This window comes from Permianibacter aggregans, from assembly GCF_009756665.1.
Classification (GTDB): domain Bacteria; phylum Pseudomonadota; class Gammaproteobacteria; order Enterobacterales; family Permianibacteraceae; genus Permianibacter; species Permianibacter aggregans.
Genome location: NZ_CP037953.1, coordinates 2,697,644 through 2,715,481, shown reverse-complemented (window position 1 = coordinate 2,715,481; position 17,838 = coordinate 2,697,644). Strand labels below are relative to the sequence as shown.

Here is a 17,838-nt window from a genome sequence, read left to right as displayed (position 1 = left end):
ATTACTCCTGTCTCTGAATTGGCTGACTCAAGTGCGTCAGGCCTGCCGCATGTTGTTCCCAGTTTTGGCCATCGAATGCTTCGATAATGAAATTATCCGGTGTCACATTATCGAGACAGCGAATGTTGACGCTGAAACCATCCGGATTTGAACGCGGCACATAGAATGATTTGATGCCACAGTGGCGGCAAAACAAGTGCTGGGCGACACCGGTATTAAAGGTATAGCAGCTGAGATCTTGCTGACCTTGCAACAGCTGAAAATGTGCCGTGGGAACAATCAAATGCAGGTAGCCGGCTTTCGCGCATATCGAACAATTGCAAGCCTGCACCGTGGCCGGCAAATCAGTTTCGACTCGAAAGCGCACAACACCACAATGACACCCACCTTCAAAGGTTTTGTTGGCCATCATGTCACCGTTGCAAACATCGGCATCAGCGTATCGCCATCGCGACAGATGGCTTGCAATGTGGTTACCGCGATCGTTTCGCAACGGCCTTTGCTGTCGCTGAGCACCGCCATCGATTCCCCCTGCAAATCGGTGAACATCGCCTGTATCTGCCAAAGTTGTTGCTGACACTGCAAGCGCTGTCCGACCGAGACTGAAACACTTGGAGGCTGTTGCCGGTAAATTTGCCAGGCGAGCCAACTGTCTGGCGTTATGCTGGCGCGCTGCCGGGAAACATCAGCGGCGGTCCACCATTCAACGGCATCAATTTCTTCAGCTTGCCGATGAATATCGCCCTGCCAAGGACAAACAAATACCTGACCGAATGCGCGACCGCCGTCTTCACCAAACGTAAAAAACTCGCGCAGGAATTGTATTGGCGCGCTGATGCCCAATTCTTCCTGTAATTCGCGCTCGGCGCTCAGGCGATACGATTCACCGACATTGACGACACCGCCGGCGGCCAAGTCCCACCAACCGGGACAGTAATCTTTTTGTCCACTGCGTTTTTGCACACACAAGCGTTGTTGCGAATCGATAACCAGCACATAGGTCGCCCGGTGGCGCAACATATGTCTTCGCATGATCCGGCGACTGCAATCGCCTATCGGCCGGTTCCAGGCATCGACCAGCAGCACCGACTCATCGGCGGAGGGGAGTTCAGGCATTCAGCACCGGGTCGGCATGCGCTTGCTTCAGCGCCTCGGAAATGCAGGCCTTCATTTGATCCGGATCCTGCAATTGCTCATAAACGTCAGCGAGCAAAATCCAGGTGGCCGTGCTCGGTTGCATGCGCACCAGTTCATTCAAATATTGCTGAGCTTTCACCCATTGCTGAGCGCGCATCGACAGCTTGGCCAGCGTCGTCAGCATTGGCGCATCGGCCTGCCGGGTTTCGGTCCAGCGTTCCGCGGTTTGCAACTGGCGTTGGGTTTCGTAGGTTTCGATTTCGCCGTAGAACATTACCAGGCGCTTGTCCCAGACCTGCTCCAGAAATTTTCGTGTCAGGCGTTCGGCTTCGTGTGGTACTCGAGCCCGAATCAGCGCACGCCCATAAGCGATAAAACTATTGATATCGCGTCGTGCTGGTTTCGGCGTCTGCCGCCAGAGCTGACGGATTTCGGGCAAATCGCTGCCAGCTTGTGACAGTTTGTATTGCAACACTTGCGCATCGAGTTCGGTCAGCTGCGCATCCGGCAAGGCTTCATATTTGCGCAGCCGCGGCAGCAATTGTTCCAACGCCAGTAAATCGCCCTGTTTGCGCAACACATGTTGCAGCAGTTTCATCACTGGTGTGTGGCGAGGAGCAATGCGGTCGAGTTGTGAAAGCACATCGCGTGCTTGTTTGTAATGACGCGAGCGCAAGTGCAAGCGCGCTTCGGTCAGGCCCACAGCCAGATCGGCGTTCGGGTCGGCACGGTGCGCCTGCGATAAATAGCGATCACGCTTTTCGATATCGCCACGCTCCTGCGCCGCCATCGCCGCCGCCAGAAAACAGACGACCTTGAATTCGGTTTTATCGGCGGCTTGCAGCGACAGTTTTTCCGCCTGCTCCCAATCGCCCGATGCCAGCGCTCGCAAACCTTCCTGCAACTGCGCCCGGCCCTGACGCTGACGAAAGCCACGCACGACATTGCGAATATGGCTTTGCAGCGATGAAGCGGTGCCGATTAACGAACCCAGCACGATCAAGAACATCACCAGCACGCAAACCAGTGCAACAGCCAGCGACAGCCGCATTTCGACAGTCCAATGACCGGCGCCAATCAAGACAAAGCCTTCGATGCCGGCAATGATCGGCCCAAGCACGATGCCGGCGATCAAGGCGATCAATAACCACCAGCGCAGTCTCACCACTTGGTCTCCTGTGCCGAGGCCAGCTCAAAATCGCTGAGCGCGATGGTTTTGTTCAGCAGTTGATCGATCGCCTGCTGCAAGGCTTCACCCTGGTCGGTATTGCTGTAGAACGCCAGCAGATAACCGCGAGCGCGTTTCAATGCTTCTGTGTAAAGCAATGGGTCGGCATGTACCGAGGCCAGTTGCGCTTCGCTGATGGCCAAGGAAATGGCTAATTTTATCCGGCGATTTTCCAGCGCATCGGGTGGCGTATTGACCACTTCATCGTAGCGACGCACGACAAACCAGTCACCGGCGTATTGATCCCAGCTTTGTTTCAGATAACCGAGCCAACCGTCCTGCGCTTCGATCAGGTTCAGGCCCTTGTCGCCATTGCCGAGCGTCGAGCGCAGTGGCTCAAGTTGATTGACCCGCACCTGCAATTCATTGAGTTCACGCGCCAGCATCAATGGGCTCACTATCTGCACCTGAGCCAGCGTTTGCAGATCGGCGGTGATTGCCGCCCGTAATCGATTGGCGCGTTCGCTGGTAGCAAGCTGCAATTCGCTGAGCGCGGAATTGAGTGCCGCCTTGGCACCATCAATATCGCGGCCCAAACGAATATGCAGACTGGCGTGATGCACAAGATAACTCGCGGCATGCACGCGCTGTGCTTCGGCAAACGCCTGGGCGCCACCACTGACTTCGGCCCGAATAGATTCCAGCGTTTCCTGATATTGCTGCATCGTTTGTTCGAACACCTGCTGCTCGGCCTGAGCGGCGCTTTTGCGTTGCTGCAAATCCTGCTGCAGGGTTTCGATACGGCCGCTCAGTTCTTCAATGCGTTGCTCGGCTTGCCGGCTATGTTGTTGCTGACGCCACAGCGCCAGTGCGAACAACGCCAGTAAAGCCACGGTCGCCACCCAGAACAGCACGCTACGGGCAACATTGCCCTGGGCTTTGGCTGGGGCTTCCGGCTGGCGGAGCGCGTAATCGGGCGGCAGCATGTCGTCGTTGGCATCTCTGGTCATTATTTTCCCTGCCGTTGTTTCAGCACGCGATCAAGCGCGAGCCGCAATGAGTCGGTATCGGCGCCGCGGGCATTGACCACCTGCGGGCAATACGGCGCGGCCATTTCGGCCAGCCGCTCGCTGACCACAATCAGCGTGCAGGCTTTCAGCGCCGGACCGGCGATTATGGCACAGAGCTTAGCCAATGCTTCGCCGCTGGTCACCACCAGAATCGCCGGCTGCTGTAATACCTGGCGCAAGCTGGCCAGCTGCTCCGGCTCCGGCCCCAGCCGCTCATAGACCTCCATATAGCGCACTTCCGCGCCGCGCTGGCGCAGCGTGTTGGCCAGATGCTCACGGCCGCCCTGGCCGCGAACGATAACAACGGTTTGCCCTTGCACCGCCCGCAAAGCATCGAGCTCAAGCAGGCCTTCGCTGGTTTCCGGCATCGGTAGCATCGCTCTGGTGCGTACCGGCTCCGGCAGCGCCTGAGCCGTACCACGACCAACGGCGAACAGCCCCGCCTGCCACCAATGTTCGGGAATGGCCGACAGCGCGAATTCGACCGCCGACGGCGAGATGAAGATCAGCTGGTCCGGCGCCGGCTGTGAGCGCAGATCCGGCAGCGGCAACGGTGATAAGCGCAGCAGCGGGATGACCTGCATCGGGTAGCCTTTGCCACGCAGGGCATCGACCAGATCCTCGCCACGGCCAGCCGGCCTCGTCAGCACAATCGGCGGGATGGTCATCGGCAGGCTCATCGCCGGTAAACCTCGCTCAGGATGGCGCCGGCGCCCTGCAGCAACAGCGTGTCGGCGACTTGCTGGCCGAGCTGTTCCGGTTGGTCCGCTGGACCGCTGGCTTCGGCTTTCAATAACTGCTTGCCATCCGGCGAGCCTACCCGGCCGCGCAAGCGCAAGGTGTTGCCATCAAGTTCGGCAAAACCGGCAATCGGCACTTGGCAGCCGCCGTGCAGACGGGCATTCATCGCCCGCTCGGCCAGCACCCGGGTGGCCGTTGGTTGATGATGCAGCGGTTCGAGCAGCTTCAAGGTTTCGGTATCGTCCATCCGGCATTCGATGCCGACTGCGCCCTGGCCAACGGCCGGCAGTGACAACTCAAACGGCAGGGCCGAGCGAATCCGGTTTGCCATCTTCAATCGCTTTAAACCCGCAACAGCCAGCACGATGGCCTGGTATTCGCCGTCATCGAGTTTGCGCAGGCGGGTGTTGACGTTGCCGCGCAGATCGCGGATATCGAGATCCGGTCTTGCCTGCAGCAGCTGGCAGCGGCGGCGCAACGACGAAGTACCAACGATGGCGCCTTGTGGCAACTCATCAATGGAGGCAAAGGAGTTGCTGACAAAGGCATCGGCCGGATCTTCGCGCTCGCAAATGGTGGTCAGGCCCAAGCCTTCCGGAAAATCCACTGGCACATCTTTCATCGAATGCACGGCGATATCGGCCTTGCCTTCCAGCATCGCCGTTTCCAGCTCCTTGACGAACAAACCCTTGCCGCCGATTTTGGCCAGCGGTGAATCGAGGATTTTGTCGCCCTGGGTGGTAAAGCCAAGCAATTCAACTTCAATGCCGGGGTGATGGCGCTCCAGCTCGGCTTTGACAAATTCGGCCTGCCACAGCGCCAGCGGGCTTTGCCGGGTGGCAATGCGAATGCGGGTCATGGAATGTCTCGGTTGCGATAATTGCCGGCGATCTTAGCGTAACCAACGGGCAACCACGACCACGGTCATCAAATCGCTTTCAATAGCTCGCGCAGATCGGCCAAATGCCGGCGCGAGACTTCCAGCGATTCATCGATATCGCGCAGCCGCACGACCGTGCGACCGAGGGCGTCACGCTCTACCGCCGCGATGGCGTCAAGTGCCACCAGCGCATTACGGTGAATGCGGATAAAGCGCGGCGCGAATTCGTTTTCCAGATCTTTCAGCGCTTCTTCGATCAGCACTTCACCATCACGATGGCGCACCGTGATGTATTTCTGGTCGGCCTGAAAATAAAACACATCGGATAGCTTGATCAGCACCAGATTGCCACGCACCCGGGCACTGATATGGGTGCGGGTGGATTTTTCGACACCATCTTTCAGCGCTGCGATCTGGGCCCGATTCGGTTTGATCACCGATTGCAGCGCCGCCTCCAATTTATCCTGCTTGATCGGTTTCAACAGATAACCGAGCGCATGCACACCAAAGGCTTCCAGCGCGTAATCATCATAAGCGGTCGTGAAAATCACCGCCGGCGGCGGCTCCAACTGGGCCAGATGACGCGCGGTTTCAATGCCGTCCATGCCCGGCATCCGGACATCGAGCAGCACGACATCGGGCAGATGCTTGCCGGCTTCGGCCAAAGCCTGCACACCGTCAGCGGCTTCGGCGACGATGTCGATATCGTCGAATGATTCCTGAATCAACGCTCGTAGCCGCTCGCGTGCCAGCGGTTCATCATCGACCAGTAATAGTTTCACGTTGTCGGTTCCTTCGGCAGTCGTAATTCGGCGACAAATTCCTCGCCTTGTTGTCCGGTATCAAGCGCCGCTTTTTCGCCAAACCAGTACGCCAAGCGCTCGCGAATATTATCCAGCGCCAATCCGTGACCGGCGGTGCTTTGCTGTTCCGGCAATGGATTGCGAATGACAATGCGCACCTGATCACCACTGTCTTCCGCATGTATGCGCACCCAGCCGCCTTCGGTGCGCGGCTGAATGCCATGATAGACCGCGTTTTCCACCAGCGGCTGAATCAGCAATAACGGCAGTTGTACGTCATACAGCGATTCGTCCACGCGCATATCGACATTCAAGCGGGCGCCGAGCCGCAGCTGCTCGATATCGAGATAGCGCTGACACAGCTCCAATTCTTCTTTCAGGCTGACGCGCTTGTCGGCTTTCGCCAGCGAGGCGCGAAACAAATCGCTCAAGTTTTCGACCACCTGCTCGGCCAGGCGCGGATTGCTGCGCGTCAGGCTGGCAATGATATTCATTGAATTAAACAAAAAATGTGGCTGAATGCGCGCCTGCAGCGCTTCGTTGCGCGCTTCGGCTTCCAAGTACAAGCGATGCCGGTATTGCTGCTGCAAATAAAAATAGCGCAACACCACGGCGCCGACGATGCCGGCGATGGCCAGATTGCGCAGATAAAAATCGGTCGGTTGCATCGGTAGCACAATCGGCACCATGCCGACCGAGTAAGCGAGCACCGAGAACAGCCAGGTCACCAGCAGAATAATGGCGTAACTGACCAGCGCTGCCTGCCAAACCGGGCGCTTGGCCAGCACATTGCGCAGCCGGCACAACACCGCCGTACACAGCAGCGTAATCCATTGCATGAACAGTGAGGTTTGGCCGAGATAGGCCCAGAGCCCGCTTTGAATCGGTTGCGCCAGTGCCAGGATCAGCGCCATCAACTCAGTCGCCAGCACCACCAGGAATACCATCCGGACATTGCAGAAATCCGGCAGAAATCCGGCTGCCGGCGTGCGCATCGATAGCGGCCAGCTGCGGCGGCGAGTTCGTTCGGATGCTGGGATCATCGGGGTCCGGTTTTGTGCTGGCACTGGCGTCAGTGTAGCGATTGCCGGCAAAGCGCTCCAGCGACCCATGCTGGAAGCGAGCAAGGCGCCGATGAGCGGCTACACTGAGAGTTACCGCCTTTGCATGAAGCAAAGGACGCGCGCTGTTGATTTTCCCGTTACGCGCCGTATTCCGGTTTTCTCTTATCGTTTGTCCGTAAACAGGATTCGGCATTGACTGTTCATTCCCGCGACCCACACGCAGACGCCGACGAGGGCCTTGATCGCAAAGTGCTGGCCCAGGTGCGCAAGCGCTTTGTTCAGGTCAATCGCGACAAGCTCGAACGGCTGCGCCGGGCCGCGCGCGAACGCGAAGCCGATTTGATCGATCTGCTGCCGCTGCTCTGGCATGTCAACCACCCTTCGCTGCCCGGCTGGGTCGATTACGACACGCCCTGCAGCTTGTCCGATTACACCCCGACACAAGCGACCTTGCTGGCCGGAAAAAAAATCGCCAAGGCGTTCGAATACGAACGACGCGCCGCATTGCGCCGCGATTTGTATGCACTGTTTCTGATGGGCTCGACCGGCAGCCTCGGTCACAGCGGCGAAAGCGATCTCGATGTCTGGCTGATTTATCGGCCCGATTTAAGCCATGACGCCTTGCAATCGCTGCAGGAAAAAGCCCAACGGATTAGCAAGTACGCCGAACAACAAGGTGTCGCGCTACACGTCTACCTGATGACTGAAGAGCAGGTACGCAGTGGCGCCTTCGGACCGATGAGCAGTGAACACAGCGGCAGCACCCAGCATATGCTGCTGCTCGATGAATTTTATCGTTCGGCCATTTTGCTCGCCGGTCGTTCGCCGCTGTGGTGGCTGGTGCCACCGGAGCAACACCTGAATTACGCCGTCTACAGCGAACGCTTATTGACGCAACGGTTTGTCAAAGCCGGCGAGTACATCGATTTTGGCAATGTCGTCGATATTCCAGCCGGCGAATTTTTTTCCGGCACACTCTGGCAATTGAACAAATCTTTGGATGCGCCGTATAAATCGGTGCTGAAACTGGCGCTGATGGAAGTCTATGCGCAACTGCCACCACCGCCACCGCTGTCGCTGATCTACAAATCACGGATTTATCACAATCAAACCGCACTCGACGATCTCGATCCGTATTTGCTGATTTATCACGCGGTTGAACGCCACCTGATTGAACAAGGACAACTGGCCCGGCTCGATCTGATTCGCCGGGCGCTGTATTTGAAAACCGGTATCAAACTGAGCCAATCGCCGCGTGTCAGCGACTGGCAACGCGACCTGCTGCAGAAACTGGTCAAGCAATGGGGCTGGCCACGCAGCACGCTGCAAATGCTCGACCAGCGCCGCTACTGGAAAATCGAAACGGTGATCAACGAGCGTCAGCAGTTATCGGAAGTGTTGAACCAAAGCGCTCGCACGCTGCAGCAGTTCGCCCGCCAGCACAGCGATCTGGCTGAACAAAATCAGCAGGAATTAACGATTTTACGTCGCAAGTTGTTCGCCACCTTGGAAAAGCGGCCGGGCAAAATCGAGCGGCACAATCTGCATATCGCACCGGACTTGAGCGAAAGCGCGCTGACCATCGTTGAGCGCAACAGCGAAGGCTGCGAAATACTGCGTGGCTTGCACGACAAGCAGCAACTTGGCAAAGAACGACCACTGAAACGCAGCAATGATTTAATCGAGTTGCTGGCTTGGACCCATGCCAATGAATTGCTGAGTCGGCGCACGCGCTTGGCGCTAATCAGCGACAACCCGGCCGCCAGTCTCGCCGAAGCGGCAACGCTGGCGCGTGATTTGTTCGATTTTTTCCCGCAACCGTTGCCCCTGGCCAGCAACGAAGCCTTGGACGCGCCGGCGCAGGTGCAAAAGCTGGCCTTGTTCATCAACGTCGGTGTCGACCCGATGGCCGAGCTCAGTCGCCAGGGTCTGCAACTGGTCAGCAGCCAGACCGATGCGCTGGCATACGGGGCTTCGCATGAATTGCTGGTGCAGAAAATTGATCTGGTGTGGCTGACCAGCTGGGGTGAGCTGCATACCAGCCAGTTCCACGGCGACGACGCGGTGCCGGAGTTTCTCGGCAAACTGCACGCCCTGCTTGAAGCTCAGAAAGCCAAACCACAGGTGCAAGCGTTTTGCGCCTCACCGATCCGCGCCCGCTCCATTGCCAATCGCATGCAGCTTGTTGTTGATGAGCTACTTCATGAAGTGTTTCCGCTAGCCAAGCACGCACCGGTACGCTATCTGTTACGCTTGGGCAAAGGTTTTGTCGAACTGCAGTGGGAAGAACAGCAATTGTCCTTGCGCCGCTGCGCCGACATCACCGAGCTGATGAGTTGGCTGGCCGAACCGATCACGCCAGCCTGCGAGTTGATCTTCGAGCAACAAACGGCGCGTGCGCTCGACTTCGATTTGATCTACTGCCAGCGCCGTCAGGGTTCACTGCAACTGTTTTATCGACGCGTGCTGGAGCGCATCGACATCTTCGTGCTCGATGAAGCCGACGCGCTGGTGCTCTGCCAGTATCCGAACACCGAACTGAAACCGTTGTTGCAAGCCTGGCAACAGTTTTTGGTCCAAGTCAGCGACCGTCAGCGCCGCCTTTCCGGGTTGCCGCCGCTGCCAACACCGGACTGCTTTGAACTATGCAGCAGTAACGGCGAACAGCGCACGCAACTGCGACGCCTGGAACTAACACCCGCAACGCCAGAAAGCTGGGCCTTGAGCGCTTCGCTGCAAGCCGGCAAACCGCTTCGCCAGTCCTTGCAGCTCCAAGTGCAACAACAGGAATTCTCGCTTCTGGATAACGGCGAAGATTTTCTCTCACAAGCCGTGCAACAGGTGCTGCGTCTGCGCCAGCAACCGGAACGCTACCCGGTATACTTGAGCGATTTGATTATTACTGACGTGCCATTCGACGTCAGCACTGCCTATTTTGTTCGCCAGAAAAAACAGATCGAGGAGCTGCTGAACAGTGCGTTGAACTAGCCTTCACTCGCTCGCTGAGCTAACCTGCCCCGCTGTAAACCGTTACAAAATCGCTGTATTCACCAGCCATCGCTTCGGCATAATAGTCTGGTGCGCTGCCCTTCGTCGGCTGGCGCGCGTCGCAACAAAAGGAGAACAAATCGATGCGTTGGGTGGGCGGTTTCTGGAAAATCTATCTGGCCGTGACAGGCGTGCTGCTGCTGTTCATCCTCGCGCGTCTGGTATTTGAATCAGAGCGTGGTGAATTGCTGAAGCTGCTACCGATTGCCTTCATTTGGCCGCTGGCACTGCTGCATGGCCGTGGAAGAAAAGCACTGGGCCGGATAATTGTTGGCCGTAATTGAACGAGTCATTTTTGAGGGAGAGTACGTAAGATGATCAAGATCATTTCCAAATTGCTGTTTGCGGCGCTGGTCGTCGCCGGCGTTCTGATGTTCGGCGGCTGCGCCGAGATCATCGATGCCGGTCATCGCGGTGTTAAAGTCCGTTTCGGCGAAGTCGAACAGGAAACGCTAAAAGAAGGGTTCTACTGGTATAACCCGCTGACGACAACGATTGTCGAGATCGACACACGAATCAAGTCCTGGAAAGAAAACACCCAGGCCTACACGAAAGATGTACAGCAGGCAGACATAAACTTCACAATAAACTTTCGACTGGCCGGTGACTCGGTTCACTTGACTTATCAGGAAGTCGGCAAAGACTGGGACGATAAACTGTTGCCGCAGGTTGTCTTCGGCACCATCAAGGAAGTCATCGGTAAACAAACAGCGGAAGCTCTGATCACCAACCGTTCAGTGGCGCAGGAAGAGGTGCTGCGCGAACTGAAAGAGGCGATGGAAAAACACCGCATTGTGTTGATCAACTTTGAGTTCAACGATATTTCCTATACCGATGCGTTCGAGCGCGCCATTGAAGCGAAAGTCATCGCGACTCAGCGCGCCATCGAGGAAGAAAACCGCACCCGCCAAATCGAGGAACAGGCCAAGCAAAAAGTGATCGCCGCCAAAGCCGAAGCTGAATCCATTCAGATCCGCGCCGCTGCGCTGGAACAAAACCCGCGCTTGGTTGAACTCGAAGCCGTGCAAAAATGGGATGGCAAATTGCCGCAGATCACCGGTAGTGCCGTGCCATTTATCTCCTTGCCGGAAACGGGTGAGAAAAACAAGCGCTAGTTTACGGCTTCTACAGTAACTCAGCCCCCCTTTCAAAATTTTTGGAAGGGGTAATGAGACGGCAGAAAAGCGAATCAGAAACCCAATTCACCCCCCAAATAAATCAGCCATGAGATTACTCCTTCTACTTGCAACACTTTCTCTGCAATCCTGCCATGATGATCGCGACGACCTGAATGTTCCGATAAAGCTTGATGATGATGAAACTCGTGTAAAATCCCTGAGTGACTTTCGAGAGAAACGTATAGCATATCGTGAAACGACCGATGGCCTTATATATATAAGACAATCAGATGCCGAATTCGCCCTCGCTATACTTCAGAAGAATCATGAGAATTATCTTCCAGAAAACCGAAGTATCTCCGTTCCAACTGAACGTTATGAACAGATCAAAAAATTTATCCACGCTAAAAAAATCGTTTTTCTTGAAAAGCGATCTTCGGACAAAATTTTCTTTGTATTTGAAACCGAAGTTGGTAGAGAGGCAGTCGATCAATACTTGGACGAAGTCGTGGAGCAGGAGCTATTGAAAACGTACAACTTGAACCCTAAAAGTACAATGGAAAATTAATTATAGAAAAAATGCGTTTTATTTGCAGAAGAAAATTTAAATTTTCTGGGAGAATGGGGACCCCACGTCGACAGTGGCGCGTCGTGGCTAAGGCTTTTGAAAGAATGAATAGGCTTCCGACCGATGGTCTTAACTCCTCTATTTTCGGTTTCGTCTATTGACGGAGGTGATTTGGATTACAAGCACTTCACTACCCCATGATTATTCCGGCTGAATACTAGCTTTCCTGACTGCGACTCGTCGGGGATTATGGGGGTGGAGTCCGAAAGCACGGAATTTCCTCATCTCTTTCATATTTCTCGAATATCAGCCCCTTCTTCCTCAATGACCAAGAAAGGACAGCTAAGCGGCTCTTCACGCACTAATCCGATAACACGGCTCATATTTCTTGCCGGGCAAACGCATACGGCCTTGGGCGACAAACTGGGCCAGCAAAGCATCCATTGCTTGCATCAGTTTTTTGTCGCCGTGCAATTCAAACGGGCCATGTTCTTCAATCAAACGGATGCCGCGCTCCTTGACGTTGCCGGAAACCACGCCGGAAAAAGCTCGCCGTAAACCAGCCGCTAGATCGTGCGCATCCTGATCTTTGTGTAGATTCAGATTGCGCATTGATTCATGGGTAACTTCGAATGGCTGCTGAAAGGTTTCGGAGACTTTCAACAGCCAATTGAAGTAAAACGCATCGCCATTTCCCCGCCGAAAGGTTTTGACTTTGGCAATACCCGCTTGTGCTTGCTGGGCTACGGCGACCGGATCATCAATGATGATCTGATAGCGTTTTTGCGCCTCGGCACCGAGCGTCAGGCCAATGAACTGATCGATTTGCTCAAAATAACTTTTCGAGGTCAGTGGACCGGTGAAAATCAATGGTAACGGCATCTCGCGATTGTCTGGATGCAGCAGTACGCCGAGCAAGTAGAGAATTTCCTCAGCGGTGCCGACGCCGCCGGGGAACACGATGATGGCATGGGCAACGCGGACAAAAGCTTCCAGACGCTTTTCAATATCGGGCATGATTACCAGATCGTTGACGATCGGGTTTGGCGCTTCGGCCGCAATAATGCCTGGTTCAGTAATACCTAAGTATTTGCCGTGTTTAATCCGCTGTTTGGCATGGCCAATGGTGGCGCCTTTCATCGGGCCTTTCATCGCACCCGGACCACAACCAGTGCAAATATCGAGACCGCGCAAGCCCATTTGATAGCCAACCAATTTTGAGTAATCGTATTCCTCGCGTGAAATTGAGTGCCCGCCCCAACACACCACCAAGCGCGGATCAGTGGTTGGCCTGACAATATTGGCATTGCGCAAAATATGAAACACCGCGTCGCTAACGCCGGCAGTGGTTTGCAAATCAAACAACGGATTGTTGGTGATTTCGTCATTAACAAAAATGATATCGCGCAGCACCGCAAACACGTGTTCGCGAATGCCGCGAATCATTTCGCCATCGACAAAGGCGCTGGCCGGCGCATTGGAAAGTTGCAGTTTGATGCCGCGTTCTTCCTGAATGACCTGGACGTCGAAATCCGGGTAGCGCTCCAGCAATTCCTTGCCGCTGTCGAGTTCGTTGCCACTGTTCATGACGGCCAGCGTGCAGTTACGAAATGCGGTATGCAGGCCGCGTTGGCTGGTGTCGAGTAATTTGGCGACTTCCTGTTTGGACAAAATTTCCAGTCGTCCTTCCGGACGTATTACGGCGTTCTGGGTAACGAATGTCGATTTATTGCTCATCAATCAATGATCCTTTGCGTTCCTGCTTTGAGCTTAGTGGTTCGCGGCCAGCTTTGCACGGAGGCCAATATAAATCGCCACTGCAGTATCGCTACGCCGGCGGCGGCATCGGCAAGCGCTCGTTGACCAGAAAGCGATGGCGGGAAAATTCATGCGAGGCTTTGTTTGGGCTGGAAATAAAACGCACGGCGTCGGCGGTGGCATAACACGTCCAGCTCTGAAAACGAGTCGGTTGAGCACGCTTGAAAACGTCCGGACTGAATGCCGCCGCATTGATGGCGGTCGGGTCATCATCACGGGCCGAGCGGTAGGTGAACAGCATGACACCCGCTGAACGCATTTCGCTGCCCAGAATCTGGGTGGCGCTATAGCGGTCAGGTGCGCGCAGTTCAGCCATGACGCTGTCGTACGGTGAGCGGGTTAGATCGGCTGCGCGTTCGGCCCGGGCTAGCGCCCAGAAACTCGTGTGTTGGGAAACCAGCGGTTGCGGAAACGGCACCGAAACACCATCGATAAAGACCAATCGATAGAACGCACACTCGGCCAGCGCGGTTTCCATGCGGGTGGAGCCATAAAACAAGGCCCGTTCGTGAGCGCGGCCAAAGCGACTGCCCCAGAGCAGCGGAGGATAGCGGAAAGGTGACGCCAACAGGTAATGGAGGTTGGGCTCGAGTTGGCCAGGTTTGCTTTTTTCCAGCAGCGATTCCAGCAAATGCTGCTCGTCGAGGTTATCGACCAGCGACAAGGTCGCGATATCTTCCTGCGCCTCAACAATGCGCACCATCTCGACTTTCATCGGACCAATAAAATCGGCGCCCCGGCAACGTTGCCAGATATTCTCGTCACGGGTTGGCAAAAAACGAATTCCTTTTCGGCAGGCAAGCGTGAGTCAGATACGACCGCGCATCGCGTCCAAATAACCCAGTACCGCCACCAGGCCGGTAACCGAGCGCAGTAACTCACGTGGCTGCCCTTGCAGATGCTGGTTTGGCGTATTCAACCAGTGCTGCATGTTCTCGCCGGCACCGCCAACCAGGGCGTATAGCCCTCGGTAGATACGGATCAGCAGCGTAGCCAGCTCGCCTTCCTTGCTGTCTGGCGAAAGGTAGCCTTTGTCGTAAAGCCGGCTAATCGTCGTCCGATCCTTGCCAATGACCTTGCCAAGCTCCTCGTTGCTGAGCTCAAAGGCCTCTTGGGTGCGGCGTAGCGCTTTGCACAGTACCGCGCCTGGATCGGGTTGGTTGATGTGAACAGCGGTCATGCAGCGTCTCCCGGTAGATGACTTACCAACGCCCCTGATTGTATCGTGCATTTGCATCTTGTCAAAGCATTTAAGTGCAAACGCTCGAAAGCCGAACTTGTTGGCAGCCATGCCTTCTAAGCTATACGCTGTCGCAAAGAATATTAACTGGAGGTATCTGCATGAATATCCGCACCTTGCCCACCGCCTTGGCAACCAGCCTGACCATGCTGCTCGCGGCACCAAGTGCCCTCGCCTCCGACCCGGTAGAAGCTGAAGGACCGGTCATGATCGAGTACGTCAAGCCAACCGAATTCACCGATATCAAGGACGACCCCTTCCGTACCCGGACCGAGAAAAACACTCATCTGATCCAACTGCGCCAGTTTCTGCACAAGGAAGCGAGCGAGTATCTACAGAAAGGTCAGAAGCTGAAGATCAGCTTTACCGATATCGATTTGGCCGGTGACTACGAGCCTGCACGCGGCCCACAAATGAACGATATCCGTATCATCCGCGAACTGTACCCGCCACGCCTGAAGTTCGACTATGCCCTGATGGACCGCAGCGGCAACATCATCAAGGAAGACAAAGTTGAACTGCGTGACATGGCGTTCATGATGCGCACATCAATTCACCGCAGCGACCCGCTGTATCACGAAAAATACATGCTCGATAAATGGCTGCGGGAAACGTTCGAAAAGGAATGAATCACCGAGTTGAAACAAAAGCCTGCTTCTGCAGGCTTTTGCTTTTGAGATGGCTTCTAGAACTGGAAGTAAATGAATGCGGGTGCATCCAACGTGAAACCAACGGCCAACAACAGCAACAGGCTATAGACACCGGCCTGAGTCCAACGCGGCAAACGCGTCAGTATGTCGGCATCAATACGCGCCTTCGGCAACACGTGCATAACCGCCGCCAGCAAAATGACCAGCGGCACGTAATGATGCAACTGTGAGCCACCCGTCAACGCTGCCAACCCTTGCAGGTAATCGACAAAATGTGACCAGTCGGAAATGCGGAACATCAGCCAGCCGAAGCAAACCAGATGAAACGTGATAATCCGATTGCGCCAGGTTCGCCAAAAAGAACCAACTTCGGCATGGCGATCTTGCTGGCGCGAAAAGGCCAATAGCACGCCGTGATAACCACCCCATAAAATGAAATTCAGCGCTGCGCCATGCCATAGACCACCGAGCAACATGGTGATCATCAAATTGCGCATCGTCAGCCATTTGCCGCCGCGATTGCCGCCGAGGCTGATATACAAATAGTCCTTCAACCAACTCGACAAGGAAATGTGCCAGCGGGTCCAGAAGTCGCGAATATTTTGCGCTAGATAAGGGCGATTGAAATTCAGCGGCAGGGTAAACCCGAGCATCGCCGCAGCACCGATCGCCATATCGGAATAGCCGGAAAAATCACCGTAGATCTGGAAAGCGTAGGCATAAATGCCGAGCAGCAAATCGACCGACGAGTACTGCGAGGGATTGGCAAACACGGCGTCGACGGCCAACACGCCGAGCGTATCAGCGATGATCACCTTCTTGAACAGGCCGATAAACATCAGCGCCAAGCCACCATCAAACTGTGCACGGGTGACTTGCAAAGGTCGCCGCAATTGCGGCAGGAAATCGGCAGCACGCACAATCGGACCAGCCACCAACTGCGGAAAAAACGATACATATAAAGCGAACTTGGAAAAATTGTGTTCAACGGGGATTTGCCGACGGTAGACATCAATCGTATACGACAGGCTCTGGAAGGTATAAAACGAAATACCCACCGGCAACAACAGCTCACTGCGCGGAAGATTCAACTGCCAGCCGAAGACATCGATCAGGTTGACCGACACTTCCGCAAAGAAATTGAAGTACTTGAACACTGCCAGCACGCCAAGATTGACGAACAAGCTGACGATCAGCCAGAACTTGCGCTGACGCGGGTCTTCACTGGCGCCGATGCGTCGGGCGACGAAGTAATCGACGAACGTGGAAAAGGCAATCAGCCCGGCATACTCCCAATACCAGGCCATATAAAACAGATAGCTGATGACCAGCAGCAATAGATCACGCGTGCGTTCACGCTGGTAGACGGCACTGAACAGCAGCAATACCAGTGGGAAGAACAGCACGAATTCAAGCGAGTTGAAAATCATCGCGACACCTCCGTCAACTGCGGACTTTTCAGCTTCAGGCGTTCTGCGATTTGTTCCGCCACATGCTGATGCCCCTCACGTGTGAAGTGGGAGAAATCGCGAAAAAAAGACGCTTGCCCGGAGGTGCTGTCGGCCAATTCGATCAGTTGCAAGCCCTGTTGCTCGGCGAGCGTGGAAATTTCCTGATTCAACCTTTCAATGCTTTGCAGCCAACCTTGTCGTGACAGGTAGGGGTTGTAACGCAGTTGCGAGCGAAACAGTTCATCACTGAATTGTTCGCGTTGATCAGCACGATAACGCGCGGCAAATGTCAGCAATACCGGTTCAGCGCCTTGCTCGCGAGATGCATCAATCACCCGTTGCAAGCGCTGGCGGAAGATTTGCCACACTGGCTCCGGTATCGCATCGTGCAAGGGTTTGGCGGCCATCAAGCGAGTACGCAATTCCTGCGTCAAATGGGAAAACACCGTGGTGGCTTCAACAGTGCTGCGCACATGATTCAGCGCTTGCTGATAGAGCGACGGTGTGTCGGCATTCGCCACCGCCTCCGGTGTGCCGAATGCCAGTTTGCTCAGCAATTGAATTTCAATGCTGCCCTGATATAGCAGCACGTAATCCGGCTGCCATTCGCTGGCGTATTGTTGAAAAACGCTGAGATTTTCATCGATATCGGCACCGGCGGAACTGGCATTGATCAGTACGCAACGCAGCGCCGGTTGACGACAAATCAAATTGGGAAAAATGGTATCGACCGGCAGGTAGCTGTCTTCGGCATGGGAGGCGCCCATCAGCCAGATCAACGGTAAATTGCTGGTGCGTTCTGGAGCTATCGGAGGATTGCGAAACGGAGAAGTTGAGATAGCGTCTGATGCGCGTTCCTTACTGAACAGCAAGGTATCGTAACCGCGCTGGTGTGCACGCCATTCCAGCGCCAACTCAATAACAACAAGAAATCCCAGCATCCACAACAAGATCGCGGCGTGATGCCATGGTCGTGGTGGTGACGGCTGCTCCATGCGCCTTGCTCCCTGTAAGACCCCTTCCTGCGGCTCAGCAGCCTAGCATGGGTACGGCATGGAGCAAACCGCCACGGGGTAATTCTG

The 17,838-nt window shown here is 55.2% G+C and carries 19 protein-coding genes; 5 read left to right on the top strand and 14 right to left on the bottom strand.

Annotated features, from left to right (window positions below):
• Position 1: 1 nt before the first annotated feature.
• The 9 genes from E2H98_RS12070 to E2H98_RS12030 all read right to left on the bottom strand — a co-directional run bounded on the left by E2H98_RS12070 (position 2) and on the right by E2H98_RS12030 (position 7,056).
• Complete coding sequence (locus E2H98_RS12070) at positions 2-412, bottom strand: GFA family protein (protein ID WP_198325110.1); 411 nt, start codon at positions 410-412, stop codon at positions 2-4.
• Positions 409-1,116: an NUDIX hydrolase gene (locus E2H98_RS12065; protein WP_133589169.1), complete on the bottom strand. Its 708-nt coding sequence runs from the start codon at positions 1,114-1,116 to the stop codon at positions 409-411. The genes E2H98_RS12070 and E2H98_RS12065 overlap by 4 nt, the downstream gene beginning before the upstream one ends.
• The gene (locus tag E2H98_RS12060) at positions 1,109-2,302 is read right to left on the bottom strand and encodes a heme biosynthesis HemY N-terminal domain-containing protein (protein ID WP_157591370.1); all 1,194 of its coding nucleotides are present in this window, start codon (positions 2,300-2,302) and stop codon (positions 1,109-1,111) included. The genes E2H98_RS12065 and E2H98_RS12060 overlap by 8 nt, the downstream gene beginning before the upstream one ends.
• Positions 2,299-3,315 carry a uroporphyrinogen-III C-methyltransferase gene (locus E2H98_RS12055; RefSeq protein ID WP_133589173.1) on the bottom strand — a complete coding sequence of 339 codons (1,017 nt, stop codon included), beginning with the start codon at positions 3,313-3,315 and terminating at the stop codon, positions 2,299-2,301. Before E2H98_RS12055 ends, E2H98_RS12060 begins: the two co-directional genes overlap by 4 nt.
• Positions 3,315-4,055, bottom strand: a complete 741-nt coding sequence (locus tag E2H98_RS12050) for a uroporphyrinogen-III synthase (protein WP_133589175.1) — start codon at positions 4,053-4,055, stop codon at positions 3,315-3,317. Before E2H98_RS12050 ends, E2H98_RS12055 begins: the two co-directional genes overlap by 1 nt.
• Positions 4,052-4,975 carry a hydroxymethylbilane synthase gene (gene hemC, locus E2H98_RS12045; protein WP_133589177.1) on the bottom strand — a complete coding sequence of 308 codons (924 nt, stop codon included), beginning with the start codon at positions 4,973-4,975 and terminating at the stop codon, positions 4,052-4,054. The genes E2H98_RS12050 and hemC overlap by 4 nt, the downstream gene beginning before the upstream one ends.
• A gap of 68 nt (positions 4,976-5,043) precedes the next feature.
• Positions 5,044-5,778 (bottom strand): LytR/AlgR family response regulator transcription factor, encoded by a 735-nt coding sequence (locus E2H98_RS12040; RefSeq protein ID WP_133589179.1) that lies wholly within the window; start codon positions 5,776-5,778, stop codon positions 5,044-5,046.
• The gene (locus E2H98_RS12035; protein ID WP_157591369.1) at positions 5,775-6,794 is read right to left on the bottom strand and encodes a sensor histidine kinase; all 1,020 of its coding nucleotides are present in this window, start codon (positions 6,792-6,794) and stop codon (positions 5,775-5,777) included. Before E2H98_RS12035 ends, E2H98_RS12040 begins: the two co-directional genes overlap by 4 nt.
• Complete coding sequence (locus tag E2H98_RS12030) at positions 6,718-7,056, bottom strand: hypothetical protein (protein ID WP_157591368.1); 339 nt, start codon at positions 7,054-7,056, stop codon at positions 6,718-6,720. Before E2H98_RS12030 ends, E2H98_RS12035 begins: the two co-directional genes overlap by 77 nt.
• On the opposite strand from E2H98_RS12030, the gene E2H98_RS12025 reads away from it, so the two are divergent.
• The 4 genes from E2H98_RS12025 to E2H98_RS12010 all read left to right on the top strand — a co-directional run bounded on the left by E2H98_RS12025 (position 7,056) and on the right by E2H98_RS12010 (position 11,597).
• Positions 7,056-9,851, top strand: coding sequence for a class I adenylate cyclase (locus E2H98_RS12025; RefSeq protein WP_133589183.1), 2,796 nt, complete (start codon positions 7,056-7,058; stop codon positions 9,849-9,851). The two genes, E2H98_RS12030 and E2H98_RS12025, sit on opposite strands and share 1 nt — an antisense overlap.
• 143 nt (positions 9,852-9,994) lie before the next feature.
• Entirely contained in the window at positions 9,995-10,195 is a 201-nt protein-coding gene (locus E2H98_RS12020; protein ID WP_133589185.1) for a hypothetical protein, read from the top strand.
• 30 nt (positions 10,196-10,225) lie between these two features.
• A complete protein-coding gene (locus E2H98_RS12015) occupies positions 10,226-11,026 on the top strand; it encodes a prohibitin family protein (protein WP_133589187.1) in 801 nt (266 codons plus the stop codon).
• Positions 11,027-11,135: 109 nt separating this feature from the next.
• Positions 11,136-11,597, top strand: coding sequence for a hypothetical protein (locus E2H98_RS12010; protein ID WP_133589189.1), 462 nt, complete (start codon positions 11,136-11,138; stop codon positions 11,595-11,597).
• A gap of 354 nt (positions 11,598-11,951) precedes the next feature.
• Here E2H98_RS12010 and ppnN read toward each other — a convergent pair whose 3' ends face one another.
• From ppnN to E2H98_RS11995, 3 genes are all read right to left on the bottom strand, one after another.
• Positions 11,952-13,334 carry a nucleotide 5'-monophosphate nucleosidase PpnN gene (gene ppnN, locus E2H98_RS12005; protein WP_133589191.1) on the bottom strand — a complete coding sequence of 461 codons (1,383 nt, stop codon included), beginning with the start codon at positions 13,332-13,334 and terminating at the stop codon, positions 11,952-11,954.
• 91 nt (positions 13,335-13,425) lie between these two features.
• Positions 13,426-14,190 (bottom strand): RES family NAD+ phosphorylase, encoded by a 765-nt coding sequence (locus E2H98_RS12000; RefSeq protein ID WP_133589193.1) that lies wholly within the window; start codon positions 14,188-14,190, stop codon positions 13,426-13,428.
• Between the two features lie 33 nt (positions 14,191-14,223).
• Positions 14,224-14,595: an MbcA/ParS/Xre antitoxin family protein gene (locus E2H98_RS11995; protein ID WP_133589195.1), complete on the bottom strand. Its 372-nt coding sequence runs from the start codon at positions 14,593-14,595 to the stop codon at positions 14,224-14,226.
• A 161-nt stretch (positions 14,596-14,756) separates the two neighbouring features.
• On the opposite strand from E2H98_RS11995, the gene E2H98_RS11990 reads away from it, so the two are divergent.
• On the top strand, positions 14,757-15,284 hold the full coding sequence (locus E2H98_RS11990; RefSeq protein ID WP_133589197.1) for a DUF3016 domain-containing protein: 528 nt from the start codon (positions 14,757-14,759) through the stop codon (positions 15,282-15,284).
• Between the two features lie 56 nt (positions 15,285-15,340).
• Here E2H98_RS11990 and E2H98_RS11985 read toward each other — a convergent pair whose 3' ends face one another.
• Complete coding sequence (locus tag E2H98_RS11985) at positions 15,341-16,735, bottom strand: MBOAT family O-acyltransferase (protein ID WP_133589199.1); 1,395 nt, start codon at positions 16,733-16,735, stop codon at positions 15,341-15,343.
• On the bottom strand, positions 16,732-17,751 hold the full coding sequence (locus tag E2H98_RS11980; protein WP_133589201.1) for an SGNH/GDSL hydrolase family protein: 1,020 nt from the start codon (positions 17,749-17,751) through the stop codon (positions 16,732-16,734). Before E2H98_RS11980 ends, E2H98_RS11985 begins: the two co-directional genes overlap by 4 nt.
• Positions 17,752-17,838: the final 87 nt, after the last annotated feature.

Coding starts and splice junctions, on each gene's coding strand:
- E2H98_RS12070 (WP_198325110.1), bottom strand. CDS start 412: ATGATGGCCAACAAAACCTTTGAAGGTGGGTGTCATTGTGGTGTTGTG.
- E2H98_RS12065 (WP_133589169.1), bottom strand. CDS start 1,116: ATGCCTGAACTCCCCTCCGCCGATGAGTCGGTGCTGCTGGTCGATGCC.
- E2H98_RS12055 (WP_133589173.1), bottom strand. CDS start 3,315: ATGACCAGAGATGCCAACGACGACATGCTGCCGCCCGATTACGCGCTC.
- E2H98_RS12050 (WP_133589175.1), bottom strand. CDS start 4,055: ATGAGCCTGCCGATGACCATCCCGCCGATTGTGCTGACGAGGCCGGCT.
- hemC (WP_133589177.1), bottom strand. CDS start 4,975: ATGACCCGCATTCGCATTGCCACCCGGCAAAGCCCGCTGGCGCTGTGG.
- E2H98_RS12035 (WP_157591369.1), bottom strand. CDS start 6,794: ATGCGCACGCCGGCAGCCGGATTTCTGCCGGATTTCTGCAATGTCCGG.
- E2H98_RS12030 (WP_157591368.1), bottom strand. CDS start 7,056: ATGCCGAATCCTGTTTACGGACAAACGATAAGAGAAAACCGGAATACG.
- E2H98_RS12020 (WP_133589185.1), top strand. CDS start 9,995: ATGCGTTGGGTGGGCGGTTTCTGGAAAATCTATCTGGCCGTGACAGGC.
- E2H98_RS12015 (WP_133589187.1), top strand. CDS start 10,226: ATGATCAAGATCATTTCCAAATTGCTGTTTGCGGCGCTGGTCGTCGCC.
- E2H98_RS12010 (WP_133589189.1), top strand. CDS start 11,136: ATGAGATTACTCCTTCTACTTGCAACACTTTCTCTGCAATCCTGCCAT.
- ppnN (WP_133589191.1), bottom strand. CDS start 13,334: ATGAGCAATAAATCGACATTCGTTACCCAGAACGCCGTAATACGTCCG.
- E2H98_RS11995 (WP_133589195.1), bottom strand. CDS start 14,595: ATGACCGCTGTTCACATCAACCAACCCGATCCAGGCGCGGTACTGTGC.
- E2H98_RS11990 (WP_133589197.1), top strand. CDS start 14,757: ATGAATATCCGCACCTTGCCCACCGCCTTGGCAACCAGCCTGACCATG.
- E2H98_RS11985 (WP_133589199.1), bottom strand. CDS start 16,735: ATGATTTTCAACTCGCTTGAATTCGTGCTGTTCTTCCCACTGGTATTG.
- E2H98_RS11980 (WP_133589201.1), bottom strand. CDS start 17,751: ATGGAGCAGCCGTCACCACCACGACCATGGCATCACGCCGCGATCTTG.